This window comes from Pseudotabrizicola alkalilacus, from assembly GCF_003443995.1.
Taxonomy (GTDB): domain Bacteria; phylum Pseudomonadota; class Alphaproteobacteria; order Rhodobacterales; family Rhodobacteraceae; genus Pseudotabrizicola; species Pseudotabrizicola alkalilacus.
Genome location: NZ_QWEY01000019.1, coordinates 11,581 through 29,439, shown reverse-complemented (window position 1 = coordinate 29,439; position 17,859 = coordinate 11,581). Strand labels below are relative to the sequence as shown.

Annotated in this window: 16 protein-coding genes; 12 read left to right on the top strand and 4 right to left on the bottom strand. The window is 65.3% G+C overall.

The window, feature by feature from the left end; all coding sequences use genetic code 11:
• The 5 genes from pcaD (at position 1) to D1012_RS21105 (ending at position 4,797) form a co-directional block, all read left to right on the top strand.
• A complete protein-coding gene (gene pcaD, locus D1012_RS21125; protein WP_118156110.1) occupies positions 1–786 on the top strand; it encodes a 3-oxoadipate enol-lactonase in 786 nt (261 codons plus the stop codon).
• Complete coding sequence (locus D1012_RS21120; protein ID WP_118156109.1) at positions 779–1,501, top strand: alpha/beta fold hydrolase; 723 nt, start codon at positions 779–781, stop codon at positions 1,499–1,501. The genes pcaD and D1012_RS21120 overlap by 8 nt, the downstream gene beginning before the upstream one ends.
• On the top strand, positions 1,498–2,721 hold the full coding sequence (locus tag D1012_RS21115) for a TCR/Tet family MFS transporter (protein ID WP_118156108.1): 1,224 nt from the start codon (positions 1,498–1,500) through the stop codon (positions 2,719–2,721). Before D1012_RS21120 ends, D1012_RS21115 begins: the two co-directional genes overlap by 4 nt.
• 140 nt (positions 2,722–2,861) lie before the next feature.
• A complete protein-coding gene (locus D1012_RS21110) occupies positions 2,862–4,109 on the top strand; it encodes a mandelate racemase/muconate lactonizing enzyme family protein (RefSeq protein WP_118156107.1) in 1,248 nt (415 codons plus the stop codon).
• Positions 4,110–4,179: 70 nt separating this feature from the next.
• On the top strand, positions 4,180–4,797 hold the full coding sequence (locus tag D1012_RS21105) for a TetR/AcrR family transcriptional regulator (protein WP_118156129.1): 618 nt from the start codon (positions 4,180–4,182) through the stop codon (positions 4,795–4,797).
• A gap of 21 nt (positions 4,798–4,818) precedes the next feature.
• Here the strand turns inward: D1012_RS21105 and D1012_RS21100 are convergent, their stop codons facing one another.
• Positions 4,819–5,901, bottom strand: a complete 1,083-nt coding sequence (locus tag D1012_RS21100) for an ABC transporter ATP-binding protein (RefSeq protein WP_118156106.1) — start codon at positions 5,899–5,901, stop codon at positions 4,819–4,821.
• Positions 5,902–5,994: 93 nt separating this feature from the next.
• Here D1012_RS21100 and D1012_RS21095 point away from each other — a divergent pair, with 93 nt between their 5' ends.
• From D1012_RS21095 to D1012_RS21065, 7 genes are all read left to right on the top strand, one after another.
• Entirely contained in the window at positions 5,995–6,690 is a 696-nt protein-coding gene (locus tag D1012_RS21095; protein ID WP_118156105.1) for a GntR family transcriptional regulator, read from the top strand.
• On the top strand, positions 6,687–7,664 hold the full coding sequence (locus tag D1012_RS21090) for an alpha/beta hydrolase (RefSeq protein ID WP_118156104.1): 978 nt from the start codon (positions 6,687–6,689) through the stop codon (positions 7,662–7,664). The genes D1012_RS21095 and D1012_RS21090 overlap by 4 nt, the downstream gene beginning before the upstream one ends.
• Positions 7,661–8,887, top strand: a complete 1,227-nt coding sequence (locus tag D1012_RS21085) for an ABC transporter substrate-binding protein (RefSeq protein ID WP_118156103.1) — start codon at positions 7,661–7,663, stop codon at positions 8,885–8,887. The genes D1012_RS21090 and D1012_RS21085 overlap by 4 nt, the downstream gene beginning before the upstream one ends.
• Positions 8,888–8,962: 75 nt before the next feature.
• Positions 8,963–9,862 (top strand): carbohydrate ABC transporter permease, encoded by a 900-nt coding sequence (locus D1012_RS21080; protein WP_118156102.1) that lies wholly within the window; start codon positions 8,963–8,965, stop codon positions 9,860–9,862.
• Complete coding sequence (locus D1012_RS21075) at positions 9,862–10,692, top strand: carbohydrate ABC transporter permease (RefSeq protein WP_118156101.1); 831 nt, start codon at positions 9,862–9,864, stop codon at positions 10,690–10,692. The genes D1012_RS21080 and D1012_RS21075 overlap by 1 nt, the downstream gene beginning before the upstream one ends.
• 10 nt (positions 10,693–10,702) lie before the next feature.
• Positions 10,703–11,590: a sugar phosphate isomerase/epimerase family protein gene (locus D1012_RS21070; RefSeq protein WP_118156128.1), complete on the top strand. Its 888-nt coding sequence runs from the start codon at positions 10,703–10,705 to the stop codon at positions 11,588–11,590.
• Positions 11,587–12,600 (top strand): Gfo/Idh/MocA family protein, encoded by a 1,014-nt coding sequence (locus tag D1012_RS21065; protein WP_118156100.1) that lies wholly within the window; start codon positions 11,587–11,589, stop codon positions 12,598–12,600. The genes D1012_RS21070 and D1012_RS21065 overlap by 4 nt, the downstream gene beginning before the upstream one ends.
• Positions 12,601–12,629: 29 nt before the next feature.
• Here the strand turns inward: D1012_RS21065 and D1012_RS21060 are convergent, their stop codons facing one another.
• The 3 genes from D1012_RS21060 to D1012_RS21050 are packed head-to-tail and all read right to left on the bottom strand — an operon-like array spanning position 12,630 to position 17,754.
• Complete coding sequence (locus D1012_RS21060) at positions 12,630–15,239, bottom strand: cation-transporting P-type ATPase (protein WP_118156127.1); 2,610 nt, start codon at positions 15,237–15,239, stop codon at positions 12,630–12,632.
• The gene (locus tag D1012_RS21055) at positions 15,239–16,009 is read right to left on the bottom strand and encodes an SDR family NAD(P)-dependent oxidoreductase (RefSeq protein ID WP_118156126.1); all 771 of its coding nucleotides are present in this window, start codon (positions 16,007–16,009) and stop codon (positions 15,239–15,241) included. The genes D1012_RS21060 and D1012_RS21055 overlap by 1 nt, the downstream gene beginning before the upstream one ends.
• 29 nt (positions 16,010–16,038) lie before the next feature.
• The gene (locus tag D1012_RS21050; protein ID WP_118156125.1) at positions 16,039–17,754 is read right to left on the bottom strand and encodes a cation:proton antiporter; all 1,716 of its coding nucleotides are present in this window, start codon (positions 17,752–17,754) and stop codon (positions 16,039–16,041) included.
• Positions 17,755–17,859: the final 105 nt, after the last annotated feature.

Sequence of the window (17,859 nt, the reverse complement as noted above, 5' to 3'; positions counted from 1 at the left end):
ATGGCGCGGATGTTTTTCCCCGATCTGCGGCTGAATGTTGAACTCTCCGGGCCGGAAGGCGCGCCGCCACTGGTGCTGCTGCATGCGCTGGGCACCAACCTGCGGCTGTGGGATGGCGTGGTGGCGCGGCTGCCGGGGCACCGCATCCTGCGCATGGATATGCGCGGGCATGGTTTGTCGGATGTGCCGCCCGGTCCCTACGCCATGGGCGCGCTGATCCATGATGTCGAGCGGGTGATGGCGCAGGCCGGGCTGCGCGACGCCGTGGTGGTGGGCCTGTCGGTTGGCGGCATGATCGCGCAGGGGCTGGCGGTGAAGCGGCTCGATCTGGTGCGCGGGATGGTGCTGTCGAACAGTGCCGCACGGATCGGGATCGCCTCGCAATGGCAGACCCGGATCGAGGCGGTGCGCGCGGGCGGGCTGGAGGCGATTGCCGATGCCACGCTGGAGCGCTGGTTTGGCCGCAACTGGCGTGAGTTGCCCGAGCTGCCGCAGATGCGCGCGATGCTGTTGGCCACCCCGCCCGAGGGCTGGATGGGCGCGGCCGCCGCGATTGCGGGCACCGATTTCTATACCCCGACCGCCGGGCTGACCCTGCCGACTCTGGCGATTGCAGGCTTGCGTGACGGGTCGACCCCGCCAGATCTGGTCAAGGAAACCGCCGATCTGATCCTCGGCAGCCGGTTCCAGCTGATCCGGGGGGCCGGGCATCTGCCGATGGTAGAACAGCCCGATGCCTATACAGACGCCTTGCGCGGCTTTCTGGAGAGCATCGGCCATGTCTGAGTTTCTGCTGATCCACGGCTCTTGCCATGGCGCGTGGTGCTGGCACCGGGTGATTCCGGCGCTGGAGGCGCTGGGCCACCGTGCCCGCGCCATCGACCTGCCCGGCCATGGCCGCGACCAGACCCCGGCGCGTGCCGTCACTCTGGACAGCTACGCAAACGCGATCTGCGGCGCACTGACCGGGCCGACGATCGTGGTCGGACATTCGATGGCGGGCTATCCGATCACTGCCGCCGCCGAAGCGGACCCGACCCATATCGCGGCACTGGTCTATCTGTGCGCCTATGCGCCGGTGTCGGGCATGACTTTGGGCGACATGCGGCGCGCTGGCCCGCGCCAGCCACTCGCTCCCGCGATCCGGGTCGACAAGGGGCAAGGCGTCTTCAGCTTTGACCCCGCGCAGGTCGATTCGCTGTTTTATCATGACTGTGACCGGGCGGCGCAGGTTCTGGCGTCGCTGTGCCTGACGCCGCAGCCGATTGTGCCGCAGGAAACCGCGCTGACACTGACCCCCCGCAGCCAGTCCCTGCCCCGGCACTACATTCGCTGCACCGACGACCGCGCCATTCCGCCCGAATATCAGGAGGCGATGGCGCAAAGCGTACCCCCCGCGCACCGCAGCATCCTGCCCGCCTCGCATTCGCCGTTCTTCGCCTGCCCCGAGGCGCTGGCAGATCGGCTGCATGAGATTGCGGAAAGCGGGAGCGCACAGTGACCCCCACGCCAAAGCTTGCGCTGACCTTCATCCTCACCACGGTGACGCTGGATGCCATCGGGATCGGGCTGATCTTTCCGGTGATGCCCGACCTGATCCGCGCGGTGACCGGGGAGGATCTGGCGCATGCCGCCCTGTGGGGCGGTGTGCTGGCGACCTCGTTTGCGGTGATGCAGTTCCTGTTCGGCCCGATCCTCGGCTCTCTGTCGGATCGCTTTGGCCGCCGCCCGGTGCTGCTGTTGTCGCTCTTGGTGATGGGGCTCGATTATCTGGTGATGGCAGTAGCGCCGACGATCTGGCTGTTGCTGATCGCACGGATGGTGGCGGGGATCACGGCGGCCACGTATTCCACCGCCACCGCCTTTATCGCCGACATCACCCCGCCTGATCAGCGCGGCGCACGCTTTGGCCTGATCGGCGCGGGCTTTGGCGTGGGCTTTGTGCTGGGCCCGCTGATCGGCGGGCTGCTGGCGGCGGTGGATATCCGCGCGCCGTTCTATGCCGCAGCGGCGCTGGCCTTTGCCAACCTGATCTTTGGCTTCCTCATCCTGCCCGAAACCGTGACCGACGCCACCCGCCGCCCCTTCAGCCTCCACCGGGCCAACCCGCTCGGCGCGCTGCGCGCGGTCAGCCGCCTGCCCGGCCTGCGGCTGACGCTGGCCTGTTTCCTGATCCTCGGCATTGCGATGAACGTCTATCCGGCGATCTGGGCCTATTACGGGCAGGCGCGCTTTGGCTGGAGCACGCAGATGGTCGGCGTCTCGCTCGCGGTCTATGGCATCAGCTATGCGCTGGGTCAGGCGCTGCTGGTCGGGCCGATGATCCGCCGCTGGGGCGAACACCGCGCCGCGCAGTATGGCATGTGGGTCGATGTGATCACCCTGACCGGGCTGGGCCTTGTGACCTCGCCTGTGATCGCCCTTGCCCTGACGCCGGTGACCGCGCTGGGTGGGGCGGTCACCCCGGCGCTGCAGGCCATCGCCAGCCGCGCCGCCCCGGCGGATGCGCAAGGCGAGGTGCAGGGCGTGCTCGCCAGCCTCAACGCCATTGCCATGATCACCTCGCCCCTGATCATGACCGCCACCTTCAGCACCTTTACCGCGCCCGGTGCCCCCGTCCATGCCCCCGGCGCGCCGTTCCTGCTGGCGGCGGCGATGATGCTGGCCTGCCTTGCGCTGCACGTGCTTGGCCCGCGCATTGGCCACAGACAGCCCGCCTGATCGCCCGTTTACGGCACGTCATGTCGCAGACGCCTTTGCGTTGCCGCGCAACCCGCTTTAGGTTGCTGCTTGGGAAATACTCCGCAGGGGGTCCGGGGGACGCGACGTCCCCCGGCGCTTGCCGCAAGAGGGCCGCTGGCATGAAACTCGCAAACCTTGAAATCTTTGTCGTGGCCCCGCCGTTTCCGGGCTGGGGTGGGCGTTACTGGATCTTTCCCAAGCTGACCACCGCCTGCGGCATTGTGGGCTACGGCGAATGCTACGCCTCCACCGTCGGCCCTAAAGCCATGATCGCGGTGATCGAGGATGTGTTCGCGCGCCATATGGAGGGGGAAAACCCCGAAAACATCGAGCTGATGTTCCGCCGCGCCTATTCCGCAGGCTTCACCCAACGCCCTGATCCCACGGTGATGGGCGCGTTTTCGGGGCTGGAGATCGCCTGCTGGGACATTCTGGGCAAGGCCCGCAACCGCCCGGTCTGGGCGCTGTTGGGCGGCAAGATCAACGACCGCATCCGCAGCTATACCTATCTTTACCCCGAACCGGGCCACGTCGATCCCGAGTTCTGGGTCGATCCCGATGCCGCAGCCGGCGCTGCGGTGCGATTCATGGAGATGGGGTTCACGGCGGTAAAGTTCGATCCTGCCGGGCCCTATACCATAAGGGGTGGGCATCAGCCTGCGCTGTCTGACATCTCGCGCTCGGTCGCGTTCTGCCGGGCGATCCGGGATGCGGTCGGCGACCGGGTGGATCTGCTGTTTGGCACCCACGGCCAGTTCACCACCGCCGGGGCGATCCGGCTGGGGCGCGAACTGGAGCCGTACAATCCGCTCTGGTATGAGGAGCCGATCCCGCCGGACAATCTGCTGGAATTTGCCGAAGTGGCGCGAGGCGTGCGGATTCCCTTGGCGACAGGCGAGCGGCTGACCACCAAGGCGGAATTCGGCGCGCTGTTGCGCCATGGCGGGGTCAAGATCCTGCAACCGGCGCTGGGGCGCGTGGGCGGCATCTGGGAGGCGAAAAAGATCAGCGCCATGGCCGAGGTTTTCAACGCCGAGATGGCCCCGCATCTGTATGCCGGTCCGGTCGAATGGGCGGCGAATGTGCATCTGGCGGCATCCATCCCCAACCTGTTGATGGCCGAGACCATCGAAACCGGCGGGGCGTTCCACCAGCAGCTGATCCGCAATTCGATTGTCTGGGAAAACGGCTATATCCTGCCGCCCGACGCCCCCGGTCTGGGGATCGACTTTGACGAGGACGTGGCGCGCGCCCATCCCTATACCGGCAGCGCATTGCATCTGCAGATGCAGGAGGCGCCCTGTGATTACACCAATGGCAACCGCTTCGAGGGCGGCGCGCCGTCAAGCCTGCCGCACAAGACCTGAGTTTTCAGAGACTTGATTTGCGCTTGTCATGATCCACGGTTATTCATGAACAAAGTTCATGGAGTGGGATATGGCGAAAGCGCCAAGCAAGACCGATCTGCGGCGCGAGGATCTGCGCACCCGCCTGACCGATCAGGCCGAGCGGGTGATCGCGACGCAAGGGCTGGCGGCGCTGAAGGCGCGCGATCTGGCGTCGGATGTCGGCTGTTCGGTGGGGGCGATCTACAACGTCTTTGCCGATCTGAACCAGCTGGTGATGGCGGTCAACGGCCGCACCTTTCGGCGGCTGGGCGAGGCGGTGACCGCGTCCATCGCCGGGCGTGATCTGGCGCCGCGCGACTGTCTGATCACCATGTCACAGGCCTATCTGCAATTTGCCGCCAGCAATACCAAGGTCTGGCGGGCGCTGTTTGATCTGGAAATGGCCTCCGACTCGCCGGTGCCAGAGTGGTATCTGGCCGAACTGGGCGCACTGTTTGCGCTGATCTCGGCGCCCCTACGGCGGATCTTTCCCGACTGGACGCCGGGGCAGATTGACCTGATGACGCGGGCGCTGTTTTCCTCCGTCCATGGCATCGTGCTCCTGGGTCTAGAAAAGCGCATTTCCGGCGTGCCGGTGGAGCGGATCGAACAGATGATCGCAGTGGTGCTGGGCAATGTCACCGCCGGGGCGACACCGGGGCCCTGACGGCCCCGGCGGCACCTTGCATCAGGCGCTGTGCGGCTCTGACGCGATCCGGTTGCCCGAGGTCGCGTCGAACAGGTGCAGTTTGCGGCGGTCAAAGCGCAGGGCCAGCTCCATGCCGCGCGCGACCGGAACCTCGGGCGACAGCCGCACCACGGCCATGGTGCCCGCGATGCGGCACGACACCATGGTGTCTGAGCCCAGCGGCTCGAACACCTCGACCTTGGTCACCAGATCGGGGGTATCGGACCCGGCCAGCAAGATCGCCTCGGGCCGCGCGCCGAGTTTGACCTTGGTGCCCGGCGCTGCCTGCGCCGACAGCGGCAGGCGAAAGCCGTCAAGCTGGATGCCGGGCTGGCCATCGCCCGCGATGGTGCCCGCGAACATGTTCATCTGCGGCGAGCCGATGAATTCGGCGACGAACAGATTGGCCGGTTGTTCATACAGCGTCAGCGGCGGCCCCTCTTGCATGATGCGCCCGTCTTTCAGGATCACCACACGGTCGGCCAGTGTCAGGGCTTCGACCTGATCATGGGTCACGTAAACCGTGGTCCGGCCCAACAGCCCGTGCAGGCGCTTGATTTCGGTGCGCATTTCCACCCGCAGCTTGGCGTCGAGGTTCGACAGCGGCTCGTCGAACAGAAAGGCCGACGGGCGGCGCACGATGGCGCGGCCCATGGCGACCCGCTGGCGCTGACCGCCCGACAGCTCGGCCGGGCGGCGTTGCAGCAGGGGTTCGATCTGCAGGATCTGCGCCGCCTCGGCCACGCGGGCGGCGATGTCGGCAGCGTCGGTTTTGCGCATTTTCAACCCGAAACCGATGTTCTGCTCGACCGTCATATGCGGGTACAGCGCGTAATCCTGAAACACCATCGCCACATCGCGGTCGCGCGGCTCCACCGCGTTCACCACCTTGTCACCGATTGACAGCCGCCCGCCGCTGACCTCTTCCAGCCCCGCGATCATCCGCAACAGCGTGGACTTGCCGCAGCCGGACGGCCCGACCAATGCGACGAATTCGCCATCGCCAATGGCAAGGTCGATGCCGTGAATGGTCTGCACCGCGCCATAGCTTTTGGCGAGTTTCTCCAGCGTGATTGTGGCCATCTGTGCCCCCTTCCCTGTGACAAAAGGGCTTGTCAGCCCAAAATCTTGCTATTATCAATATTGATAATGATAACGTAGATCAAGTGAGTCGAGATGGCTGCCGAGACTTTTTCCCAAAGCCTGCCCCAGCCCACCGTGCGCGCCTTTGCCTCGCGCCGCAGTCATGTGATCTATCGCAGCCTGCAACGCGAAATCGTGCTGGGCATGCTGGCCCCACGTTCCGCGCTCTTGGAGCTGGAGCTGGCGAACCGGTTCGAGGTTAGTCAGGGGACGATCCGTGAGGCCCTGCTTTTGTTGCAGGAAGAGGGGCTGGTGCACCGGATGGCGCATCGCGGCACGGTGATTGCCGATTGCCGGGCCGAGGATGCCGAAGAGCTGATCCGCCTGCGCCATGACATCGAATGCCGGGGCGTGCGCCGGGCGATGGCGCGGCGGGGGATGGCACTGGTCGACGATCTGCGCCACCATCTGGCCGCGATGCAAGAGGCGGCGGCGGCGGGGGATGAATACCTGCTGTCGGTGCATGACCGCGCGTTTCATGCCGGGTTGTTCGAGCAGGCCGATCTGCCGCCGGTGCAGCCGGTGCTGGCGCGCTGTCTGATCCATGCGCATCGGTTCAAGATCTTGCATCCCGATCAACAGCGTGACCTTTTGGAAACCGCGAACCGGCATCAGGTGATCATCGACGCGGTGGCGGCGGGCGATGCCGGGGCGGCGGTCGAAGCGCTGTCGCATCACATCACCACGATTGTCGATTTCGGGCCCAGCGTGCTGGGAGCCAGCGCATGAACCGGGGTCAGCCATCGGCACAGATGGCCACGATTCTGGCGCGGCTGGCGCAGGAGGATGCGGGCCTGCCCGATCCGACGCTGCTGCCTGCGGCTGAGGGGCGCGCTCAGGCGGCGCGGGGCAATGCGCGCTGGAACCGGGAACTGCCGGAGATGGCGCGGGTGGATGAGGTGGTGGTCGCGGGGCCGGATGGCCACCTGCCCTGCCGGATTGTGGTGCCATCCGGCGCGGTGCGCGGCACGATCCTGTATCTGCACGGCGGCGGCTGGGCGTTTTGCGACCGCGACACCCATGACCGTGCGGTGCGGATTCTGGCCCACAAGACGGGTGCGGTGGTGGTCAGTGCCGATTACCGGCTGGCCCCCGAGCACCCGTTTCCCGCCGGGCTGGAGGATGCCGCCGCGATCTGGGCGGCGTTGCGCACGGGTGCGGCACCGTTTGAGGGTTTGGGCGGGCCTTGGGCGATTTCGGGCGACAGTGCCGGGGCGAACATCGCGCTGGCGGTGCTGCTGGACGCCAAAGCCCCGCCCGCCGATTGTGCGCTGCTGTTCTACGGGGTCTATGGCGCGGATTTCAACACGGCATCCTATACCGAATTTGCCGAAGGGCCGGGCCTGAGTCGGGCCAAGATGCAGCGCTATTTCGACTGGTATGCGCCGCAGGACCAGCGCGACGATCCGCGCGTGGCCCCGCTGCAGGCGAGTGATGCCGCGCTGCGCGCGCTGCCGCCCTTGTATCTCAACGCCGCCGAGATCGACCCGCTGCGGTCGGATACCGAGCGGCTGTATGCGCGGCTGATGGCACTTGGCCGGGCCGACAGGTTTCGCCTGCATGGCGGAGTTGTTCACGGTTTCATGCAGATGAGCCTTGAACTGGAGGAGGCGCGGCGGGCGCTGGCAGATGCGGGGGAGGCGTTTCGCAGCCTGACCAGCCAGCCGCCGCGAAAGACTGCAACAAGGGAGAGAGACACATGATCACCACCCGATTGACCCGCAGGGTCGCGGCAGCGCTGATGGCAAGCACCCTGCTTGCCGGAACGGCCAGCGCGCAGACCGTGAATTTCTGGTATCACTTTGACAATGCCGACAACCCGATGTCGGATCTGGTCGCCAAGTTCGAGGCGGAGAATCCCGGCATCACGATCAATGCCGAGAATATTCCGTGGAACAGCTATTACGACCAGCTTTATACCTCACTCGCCGCTGGCACCGCGCCTGATGCGGCGCTGGTCAAGCTGAACGCCCTGCCCCGTCTGCTGGAGATGGAGGCGCTGGAACCGCTCGATGCGCGGCTGGACGCCTGGGAGGGCACGGCAGAGATTCAGGACAACCTTTTGAACCTGACGGCGGCGGCGGATGGCGGGCATTACTATCTGCCGGTGCAATATGTGGTGCTGTACCTTTATTACCGCACCGACATGTTTGCCGAACTGGGCCTGACCCCGCCGGAAACCTGTGAGCAGTTCCGCGATGCCGCCCTTGCGCTGACGCGGGACACCAATGGCGACGGGCAAACAGATGTCTATGGCTTTGGCTTTCGCGGTGGCAAGGGCGGGCATGACCATTGGGCCAGTCTGGTGCTGTCGCGCGAAGGCGTGGGCTTCGGCCCGGGTGAGCTGACCAGCGCCGCCGGGGTCGAGGGCACGCAGTTCGTGGTCGATCTGTTCCGCACCGACAAGGTGTTCCCGCCATCGGCCCCGAATGACGGCTTTCAGGAAATCATCGGCGCGTTCAAGAATGGCACGACGGCGATGACCATCCACCACATCGGATCGTCCGCCGATATGGTCGCCACGCTGGGCGACAAGGTGTCGGCCGTGCCGGTGCCGGAATGCGGCGGCGGGCGCTGGACCTCGTTCGGCGACGAAAGCACCGCGATCTTCTCCTCGGCGCAAGATAAGGATGCGGCGTGGAAGTGGATCAGCTTCCTGTCCAGCCCGGAAAACAACGCGGCCTTTAACGTGGCCACCGGGCAATTGCCGGTGACCAAGACCGACAGCGCCAACTGGGATCTGCACGCGGCGCGGTTTGTCGAGGCGACGGTCAATTCGCTGCCCTTTGCCACCCTGCTGCCGAATGTCAGCGAAACGGCAGATTTCGCCAATACCGTCTGGCCGGTGGCCATGCAGCGCGCCCTGATCGGTGAGATCAGCGCCGAGGCGATGAACGCCGAGATCGACTCGCTCTACAACAAGTGACGCCTGCCCCCTGAGCGAGCCTTGGGCAGGCCGCACCTCCCCGGCCTGCCCCCCCTTTAGCTGCAAGGCAATCCCATGTCCGCACTTTCCGCCCCGCCGGTGCCGCTGTCGCGCCGTGTGCTGCCCTATGCGATGCTGTCGCCCGCCGTTCTGGTGACGCTTGCCATCGTGTTCCTGCCAATGATTCAGGCCGTCTGGATGAGCCTGCACGACTACGTGCTGTTCCGCCCGAGGGTGTTTGATTTCGTCTGGTTCAAGAATTTCCAGACCGCGCTTGCCGATCCGGTGTTCTGGATCTCGTTGCGCCATACCGTGCTGTGGATCGTCATCACCGTGCCCGCGCAGATGCTGCTGGGGCTGGCGACGGCGCTGCTGCTCAATCAGGAGTTTCCGTGGCGCGGTCTGGCCCGGGCGCTGGTCATCATTCCATGGGCGCTGCCATCAGTCGTGATCGCGCTGATGTGGGTGTGGATTTATGACAGCAATTACGGGGTGTTGAACGATCTTCTCTTGCGGATGAACCTGATCACCACGTCGATCCCGTGGCTGGCGAACCCCGATACCGCGCTCTATGCCATCATCCTGACGCTGACATGGCAGGGGTTTCCGTTCTTTGCGGTGATGATCCTGGCCGGGTTGCAGGGCATTCCGAAAAGCTATTACGAGGCGGCGGCGATTGACGGCGCATCCAGCTTTCGCCAGTTCTGGCACATCACCCTGCCGGGTCTGGCCGGGGTGCTGATGACCGCCACTCTGCTGCGGATCATCTGGGTCGCGAATTCCATCGACGTGATCTTTGTCATGACCGGCGGCGGGCCGGGGTATTCGACCTATACCCTGCCGCTCTACGCCTTCATCAACGCACGCACCGGCCTTGATTACGGCTACGGCTCTGCCCTTGCGGTCAGCTTTACGCTGGTGCTGCTGGGCTTTGTCATCCTGTACCTGCGCCGCGCGGGAAGGAATATCGGATAATGGTACGCAATCGCTCTGTTGTCAGGCGCATCCTGACCATTGATCTGCCGGTGATCCTGATCCTGTGTTTCACGCTGTCGCCCTATCTGTGGATGGCGCTGACCTCGATTACCGAAAAATCGCGACTGTTCACCGAAGGGCCGTCGATTGCCGGGGCGACGCTGGAAAACTATGTCCGGCTGTTCGGTACAGTGGGCTTTGGCCGCAACCTGTTTGACAGTTTCGTGGTGGCGGGTGGCACGATGATTGTCGGCCTTGGGTTGGCGGTGCCCGCGGCTTACGCCTTCTCGCGCTTTCGCTTTCGCGGGCGGCGGCTGCTGATGCTGCAGTTCCTGCTGATCAACATGTTCCCGCTGGTACTGCTGATCCTGCCGCTGTTCATTCTGATGCGCAGCCTTGGTCTCGTTGATACCTACCTTGCGCTGATCATTGCCAATTCCACCGTGGCGATCCCGTTCTCGGTCTGGATGATGACCAGCTATATCGACAACATCCCCCGCTCGCTGGACGAGGCGGCGATGACCGATGGCTGCACCCGGTTTGGGGCGCTGTTCCGGGTGGTTCTGCCGCTGTGTACGCCCGGCATCATCGCCACCGGCGTCTATATCTTCATCACCGCCTGGAACGAATACCTTTATGCGCTGACCCTGGGCGGGCGCAGCGTCAAGCCGATCACCGTCGCGATCCAGACGCTGATCGGGGAATACCAGATCGAATGGGGCCTGCTGACCGCAGGCGGCATTGTCGGCGCGATGCCGGCCACGCTGCTGTTCCTGTTCGTGCAGAAACGTCTGATCGCCGGGATGACCCAAGGCGCGGTCAAAGGATAAGGAGACTATGGTGAAAAATCAGGTGGGCATCATTTCGATGCAATTCGTGCGCCCGTTTACCGGCGCGCATCTGGGGCTGTTCGCGCAGATCCGCGCGCTGGGGTTTGACTTTATCGAGCTGTTGGTGCCGGAACCCGAGGATGGGCTGGATCTGGCCACCGCGCGGCGCGCGCTTGACGACGCGGGGCTGTCGGTGGTGCTGGCGGCGCGGGTGAATACCCAGCGCTCCATCGCGTCCGACGATGCGGGCGCGCGGCAGGGGGGGCTGGACTACCTCGCCCGCTGTATCGAGGTGGCTGATGGCCTTGGCGCCACGATCATCGGCGGGCCGCTCTATGGCGAGCCAATGGTGTTTGCCGGCAGGCCGCCCCTGCCCCGCACCAGCGATGAAATGAAGGCGCGCGCCGACCGGATGATCGACGGGCTGTCGCGTCTGGCCCCGCAGGCCCGCGCGGCGGGCAAGGTGTTTGCGGTGGAGCCGCTGAACCGGTTTGAAACCGACATGCTCAACACCACCCGGCAGGGGATTGCGCTGGTCGACGCGGTGAATGACGCGGGCCTTGGCCTGATGCTGGACACCTTCCACATGAACATGGAGGATCAGTCGATCCCCGATGCCATCCGGCTGGCGGGACATCGCACCATGCATTTTCAGGCCAATGAAAACCACCGCGGCTTTCCCGGCACCGGCAACATGGACTGGCCCGCGATCATGCGCGCGCTGTCGCAGGTCGGCTATACCGGCCCGGTGTCGCTGGAGCCGTTCCGCCGCGATGACCAGCGGCTGGCCCTGCCCATCGCGCAGTGGCGCGCACCCGCCGAGGATGAGACGGCGAAACTGAAGGCAGGCCACGCGCTGATCCGTGCGGCGCTGGATTTCGCGGAGTATGCGCAATGACCGAAAAGCTCCTGAACATCGGCTGGATCGGCTGTGGCCGCCATGCCCGCTGGATGCTGTTGCCGCAGATGGCAAAGGCCGGGTTCCGCCTCGCGGCGCTGTGCGACCGCGACGCCGAGGCGCTGGCCGAGACGGCGGCGCAATATGGCGTGACGCAGACCTATTCTGACTGGCAACAGATGCTGGAACAGCCGGGGCTGGATGCCGTCTTCATGGCGGTCGGGCCACAGGTGCACCACGCCGCCACGCTGGCGGCTTTGGCACGGGGCATTCCGGTGTTCATGGAAAAACCTCCCGCCGCCAATCACGCACAGGCGCTGGAGTTGCAGCGCGCATCGCAAGCCGCCGGAAAGCCGGTCTATGTCGGCTTCATGAAGCGCTATTCCACCGGCAACCGGATCGCCGCCAACATCCTGCGCGGCGGCGACTTTGGCCCGGTGCTGGGGATCACTGGCAGCTATATGACCGCGCCGACCTATTTCGCCGGGGAGGAGGATTACTCCGGCTTCTATCTGCACCATTGCGTGCATTACATGGATCTGATGCCCTGGCTGGCGGGCAGCCCGCTGGCCGATATCACCGTGCGGCGGATCAGCCCGGCCAAGGGGCGGGTGCTGTTCCACATGGGCTTTGCCTGCGAAAACGGGGCCATCGGCAATGTGGTGATGGGCACGCTGCAATCGCGCGGCACGCCGATGGAGCAGATCACGGTGATGGGCGATCATAACCGGGTCGAGGTGTCGAATGTGATCAACGTGGCCTGGCACCGCGACCCGCCGTTCAAGGCCGATGATCCGGCGGCAACGCTGGACGGGGCCTGCGACACGCTGTGCTGGACCCCGAATTTCACCGCCGCCGCGAATGAGGACCACAAGGGCTATGCCGCCCTTCTGGCCGATGTGGCGGCGGGCTTGTCGGGCGCGCCATCGGCCGCTCCGACGATTGCCGATGGCGTGACGGCGATGGCGACCCTCGACCGGATGATTGCACTGCTGGAGGCGCAGGCCTGAGGCGGGGGGGGCGGTCAGCCCCCCCCTTTTTACCCGCGCGTTTGCAAACCCAGCCGGATCTGCTTTTCGATCTCGACAATCGCAAAGAACGCGGCCCCTACGCCGACGATCAAAAGGCCGTCGGTCAGCGACACCGCCTGTGTGCCGAGGATGCTCTGGAACAGCGGCACATAAGTGACCATGAATTGTGCGGCGGTGATGGTCAGCACCACGCTCCAGATCATTTTTGTCCCCCGCACAGCCGCCCATGTCAGCGAAGTGCCGTGCATGTTGCGCACAAAGAACAGGTTGAAAATTTCCAGCACCACCAGCGTATTCATCGCAATGGTCTGCGCCAGAGCCAGCGGGTAGCCGCGCGACAGCGCATAACTGAACATGCCGAAAATTGCCACGATAAACAGGCCGCTGACAAAGATCACATACCAGACCAGCGCCCCGGACAGCACCGGCGCATCGCGCTTGCGGGGCGGGCGGGCCATGGTGCCGGCCTCGGTCGGCTCGAAGGCCAGCGCGATGCCAAGGGTGATGCCGGTGATCAGGTTGATCCACAGGATCTGCACCGCAGTCACCGGCAAGGCCATGCCCGCGACCAGCGCGACAACGATCACAAGGGATTCCCCTGCGTTGGTCGGCAGGGTCCAGCTGATCACCTTTTTCAGGTTGTCATAGACCGTGCGCCCTTCACGCACCGCCGCCGCGATGCTGGCAAAGTTGTCATCGGCCAGCACCAGATCGGCGGCTTCCTTGGCGGCCTCAGACCCCTTCAGCCCCATCGCGATGCCTGCATCGGCACGTTTGAGGGCGGGGGCGTCGTTCACCCCGTCGCCGGTCATCGCGACCGACAGGCCGTTGGCCTGCAGCGCGGTGACAAGGCGCAGCTTGTCTTCGGGGCTGGTGCGAGCAAAGACATCGACCGAGGCCACCTCCAGCGCCAGCTGGGCATCATCGAGCTTGTCCAGATCCGTCCCGGTCAGCACGCGGTCGGTGTTCTGCAACCCGATCTGCGCCGCGATGGCAGCCGCCGTGCCCGCATGATCGCCGGTGATCATCTTGACGCGGATGCCAGCGGCGCGGCATTCGGCCACCGCCGCAATCGCTTCGGGCCGGGGCGGGTCGATCAGACCGACGAGGCCGAGGAAGGTGAGACTGCCCTCAAGGCTGTCACGCGGGATCTGTGCGCCCGCTTCCGCCCGTTCGGCCAGTGCCAGCACCCGCAAGCCGCGCCGGGCCATGGTGTCGGCCTTGTGCTGCCAATGGGTCTGGTCGATGTCGCGGCACATGCGCAGCACCCGTTCCGGTGCGCCTTTGACATGCGTGATCCGCCCGCCTGCCCCTTCGGTCAGCGTGGCCATGAAGCGGTGGCGGCTGTCAAACGGGATCGCATCCAGCCGGTCCGCCGCCCTGCGCGGGCTGACCTTTCCGGCAAAGGCGAGCAGCGCCCCCTCCATCGGGTCGCCCTCGACCGCCCAGCTCCCGGATTTTTCCACCAGCGCCGCGTCATTGCACAGCGCCGCCGCAGCGGCGATGCGGGTCAGATCGCCCGCCGGGCTGATCTGACCCTGTGGCGCATAGCCCTCACCCGTCACCGCATAGCTGCCCTCGGACGTCTCGACCGCCGCCACCACCATCTCGTTGCGGGTCAACGTGCCTGTCTTGTCGGTGCAGATCACCGAGACCGATCCGATGGCCTCGATCGCGGGCAGACGGCGCACGATGGCATTCCTGCGCGCCATCGCCTGCACCCCGATGGCGAGCGTGATGGTCATCACGGCGGGCAGGCCCTCGGGGATGGCGGCGACGGCGATGGCCACCACGGTCATGAACAGATCGCCAAAATCCTGATGGCCGACAAAAGTGCCCCAGGCCAGCAGCAGCCCCGCCGCCAGCACGATCAGCAAGGACAGCCAGCGTGCGAAATGATCCATCTGCGCGACGAGTGGGGTGGTCAGCTGTTCGACCCCCGCCAGCAGCCCGCCGATGCGCCCGATCTCAGTCGCAGGGCCGGTCGCCACCACCAGCCCGCGTGCGGTGCCGATGGTGACCAGGGTGCCCGACCACAGCATCGAATGGCGGTCACCCAGAGGGGCAGTCTGTGCGACACGGCTTGCTGCTTTTTCGACCGGCACGGATTCGCCGGTCAGGATCGCCTCTTGCGCGGCAAGGCCGTGCGCATGCAGCACCCGCAGGTCAGCGGGCACCTTGTCGCCCGCCTCCAGCAGCACGATGTCGCCGGGGACCAGCGCCACGCCCTCTACCGTTGTCCGCTGCCCGTCGCGCAGCACGGTGGCGCGCGGGGCCAGCATGTTGCGGATCGCCGCCATTGCGGTTTCGGCCTTGCCCTCCTGAACAAAGCCGATGATCGCATTGGCCAGCACCACGGCGAGGATTACGCCGGTATCCACCCAATGCTGCAAAGCCCCGGTAACGACGGCGGCGGCCAGCAGCACATAGATCAGCACATTGTGGAACTGCGCGGCAAAGCGCAGGAGCGGGCCGCGCGCATGCGCTTCGGGCAGGCGGTTGGGGCCATGGGTGGTCAGCCGCTGCGCGGCCTCGGCCGATGTCAGGCCAGCCTCGGTGGTGTCCAGCGCGGTCAGGCAGTCAGCTGCGGGGCGGGCATGCGGGTCTGTAACCTGCATCATCGCGCCGTATAGCCCCCGTCGATGGCAATTTCCGCCCCGGTGACAAATTTCGCCTCATCCGAGGCCAGCCAGACCACGGCCCAGGCGATGTCGTCGGGCTCCCCCATATGGCCAATCGGATGCACCGACCCGGCGGCGGCCTTGGCGGCCTCCAGATCCGGGGAGGTATTGCGCAGGTGGTTTTCGACCATCGGGGTCCAGATATAGCCGGGGTGGATCGAGTTCACCCGGATCTTTTCCGGCGCATAGGTGATGGCATCGTTCTTGGTCATCAGCCGCACCGCGCCTTTGGAGGCGTGATAGGGTGCCAGATTGCCGACCCCGATCAGCCCGGCAATCGAGGACAGGTTGATGATGGACCCGCCCCCGGCCGCGCGCAGATGCGGGATGGCGTGTTTGGTGCCAAAGAACACGCCTTTGACGTTCACGGCTTGCACCTTGTCCCATTCGGCCTCGGTCACCTGATCGGTGGGTTTGGGACTGCCCGAGATGCCCGCGTTGTTGACCATGATCTGCACCCCGCCAAAGCGGGCGGCGGCGGCGTCGATGGCGGTTTCCAGCGCCGCCTCATCTGTCACATCGACCTGCCAGAACGCGGCCTGATGCCCGTGCGCGGTCAGCTCTGCCGCCAGCGCCTCTCCTTCAGCCGCCAGCATGTCAAAGATGGCGACGCGGGCCCCCTCTTGTGCCAGACGGATGGCGCAGGCGCGGCCGATGCCGACGGCCCCTCCGGTGATGATGGCGGTCTTGTTTGCGGTACGGTTCATCTGATCCTCCATTGGTTTTGGTATGGTCCTCAGCCGGTCATGCGGCCTTCGGTCGAGATTTCGGGAATATCAGTTCGGTCCTGCGCGCGCGCGCCGCAGAGCAGCTCGACCGCCCGGTCGGCGGCATCCTGAAACGGCTCCAGCACGGTGTCGGCCCCGGCGCTGAACAAAAGCTCGGTCTCGGCGGTGCCATGCGAGGCGGCGGCGACCTGGCCGGAAAACCCTGCCGCCCGGACCAGCTGGATCAGGGTCAGGCGCGCATCTTCATGGCTCAGGCCGGTGGGATGGACCGGCACGGATGAGACCACCCATTCCGCCCCGCGCAGCGGCAGTTCGGCCACGAATTCGGGATCGGTCGCGTCACCGAATTCCGCCTCCAGCCCCAGTTCGCGCCATCGCTTCACCGCCTGCGGGTTGAAATCGACGCCCAGCACCGGGATGCCACGCTTTTTCAGGCGCAGGCCGATGGCAGTGCCAAAACGGCCAAGGCCAAAGAGCACGATCTTGAAATGGTGCGCTTTATGCGACCCGGCCTCGGACGGCTCGCGCGGGGTGCCCTTGCGCTCAAAGACGCCGAGGACCGGCTCGAACAGGGCATACAGATGGTGCGACCAGGTGATCATGTAGGTCGAGGCCGCAATGGTGACGAGACCGACCATGGTGACAAGGCCCAGCGCATCGTCGGCGACATGGCCAAGGCTGACGCCCATGGCGACAAAGATCAGCGAAAACTCACTGATCTGCGCCACGGTCAGCCCCGCCAGAAACCCGGTACGCTTGCGGTAGCCCATGGCCCCCATGATGGCGAGCACGATCAACGGGTTGCCGATCAGCACGAACAGCGAAAAGATCACCGCCCCGGTGACATGACTGCCCAGCAGCGACAGATCGAGGGTGGAGCCCAGCGCGATGAAAAAGAACAGCAACAGAAAGTCGCGCAAAGGGGCCAGCCGGGCCGCAATCGTCTCACGATAGGCGGTCGAGGCCAGCGCCACACCGGCCATCAGCCCGCCCACCTCTTTGCCAAGGCCGACCGCATCGCCGACAGCGGCAAAAATGGCAGCCAGCGCTATGGCAAAGATCACCAGCAGTTCGGGTGCGCGCGCCAGCCGTTCAGTAAGCGGGTTGGCAATGTAGCGCACGAACAGCACCACCGCCGCCACCATCGCCACGCCCGCCGCCAGCACCGTCAGTACCGAACCGCCGCCATGTCCGGCATCCGCCGCGCCGATGCCGATGGCCGACAGCACGATCATCGCCAGCACCACCACCAGATCCTGCACGATCAGAAAGCCCAGCGCGATCTGGCCATGCAGCGCGTCAATCTCGCGCTTGTCCGACAGCAGCTTCACGATGATGATGGTCGAGGAAAACGTCAGCGCCACCGCGACATACAGGCTGGTGATATGGTCCAGACCAAGCGCAAGACCGATCAGATAGCCAAAGAACGCAGTAAACGCGACCTGCCCCAACCCGGTCACCACCGACACCGCACCCAGCGAGCGGATCAGCTTTACGTCCAGCTTGATGCCGACCAGAAACAACAGCACCGCGATGCCCAGTTCTGACAGCAGGTCGATTTCCTGATCCGACTGCACCAGATCCAGCGCCGAGGGGCCTGCGATCAGACCCACAGCAATGAAGCTGACAATCAGCGGTTGACGCAGCAAGGTGCCGAGCAGACCGATTGCGGCCGCCATGACCAGCAGAATGGCGATTTCGGCAAAGGGTGTGGCTGTCAGCATCATGGTCTCTTTCGCGGCTCCGCGCCCTGTGGCGCACAGAGGGCAGTCTGCGGGCATTGCACAGACAACTCCAGACCCGCAATTGCGATCCGCCCGCATTGGTGG

What these genes read in the sequence shown, in the direction of transcription:
- D1012_RS21110 (WP_118156107.1), top strand. Translation starts at nt 2,862, where the DNA reads ATGAAACTCGCAAACCTTGAAATCTTTGTCGTGGCCCCGCCGTTTCCG.
- D1012_RS21085 (WP_118156103.1), top strand. Translation starts at nt 7,661, where the DNA reads ATGATCACCACCCGATTGACCCGCAGGGTCGCGGCAGCGCTGATGGCA.
- D1012_RS21065 (WP_118156100.1), top strand. Translation starts at nt 11,587, where the DNA reads ATGACCGAAAAGCTCCTGAACATCGGCTGGATCGGCTGTGGCCGCCAT.
- D1012_RS21080 (WP_118156102.1), top strand. Translation starts at nt 8,963, where the DNA reads ATGTCCGCACTTTCCGCCCCGCCGGTGCCGCTGTCGCGCCGTGTGCTG.
- D1012_RS21120 (WP_118156109.1), top strand. Translation starts at nt 779, where the DNA reads ATGTCTGAGTTTCTGCTGATCCACGGCTCTTGCCATGGCGCGTGGTGC.
- D1012_RS21100 (WP_118156106.1), bottom strand. Translation starts at nt 5,901, where the DNA reads ATGGCCACAATCACGCTGGAGAAACTCGCCAAAAGCTATGGCGCGGTG.
- D1012_RS21095 (WP_118156105.1), top strand. Translation starts at nt 5,995, where the DNA reads ATGGCTGCCGAGACTTTTTCCCAAAGCCTGCCCCAGCCCACCGTGCGC.
- D1012_RS21050 (WP_118156125.1), bottom strand. Translation starts at nt 17,754, where the DNA reads ATGCTGACAGCCACACCCTTTGCCGAAATCGCCATTCTGCTGGTCATG.
- D1012_RS21105 (WP_118156129.1), top strand. Translation starts at nt 4,180, where the DNA reads ATGGCGAAAGCGCCAAGCAAGACCGATCTGCGGCGCGAGGATCTGCGC.
- pcaD (WP_118156110.1), top strand. Translation starts at nt 1, where the DNA reads ATGGCGCGGATGTTTTTCCCCGATCTGCGGCTGAATGTTGAACTCTCC.
- D1012_RS21055 (WP_118156126.1), bottom strand. Translation starts at nt 16,009, where the DNA reads ATGAACCGTACCGCAAACAAGACCGCCATCATCACCGGAGGGGCCGTC.
- D1012_RS21075 (WP_118156101.1), top strand. Translation starts at nt 9,862, where the DNA reads ATGGTACGCAATCGCTCTGTTGTCAGGCGCATCCTGACCATTGATCTG.
- D1012_RS21060 (WP_118156127.1), bottom strand. Translation starts at nt 15,239, where the DNA reads ATGCAGGTTACAGACCCGCATGCCCGCCCCGCAGCTGACTGCCTGACC.
- D1012_RS21090 (WP_118156104.1), top strand. Translation starts at nt 6,687, where the DNA reads ATGAACCGGGGTCAGCCATCGGCACAGATGGCCACGATTCTGGCGCGG.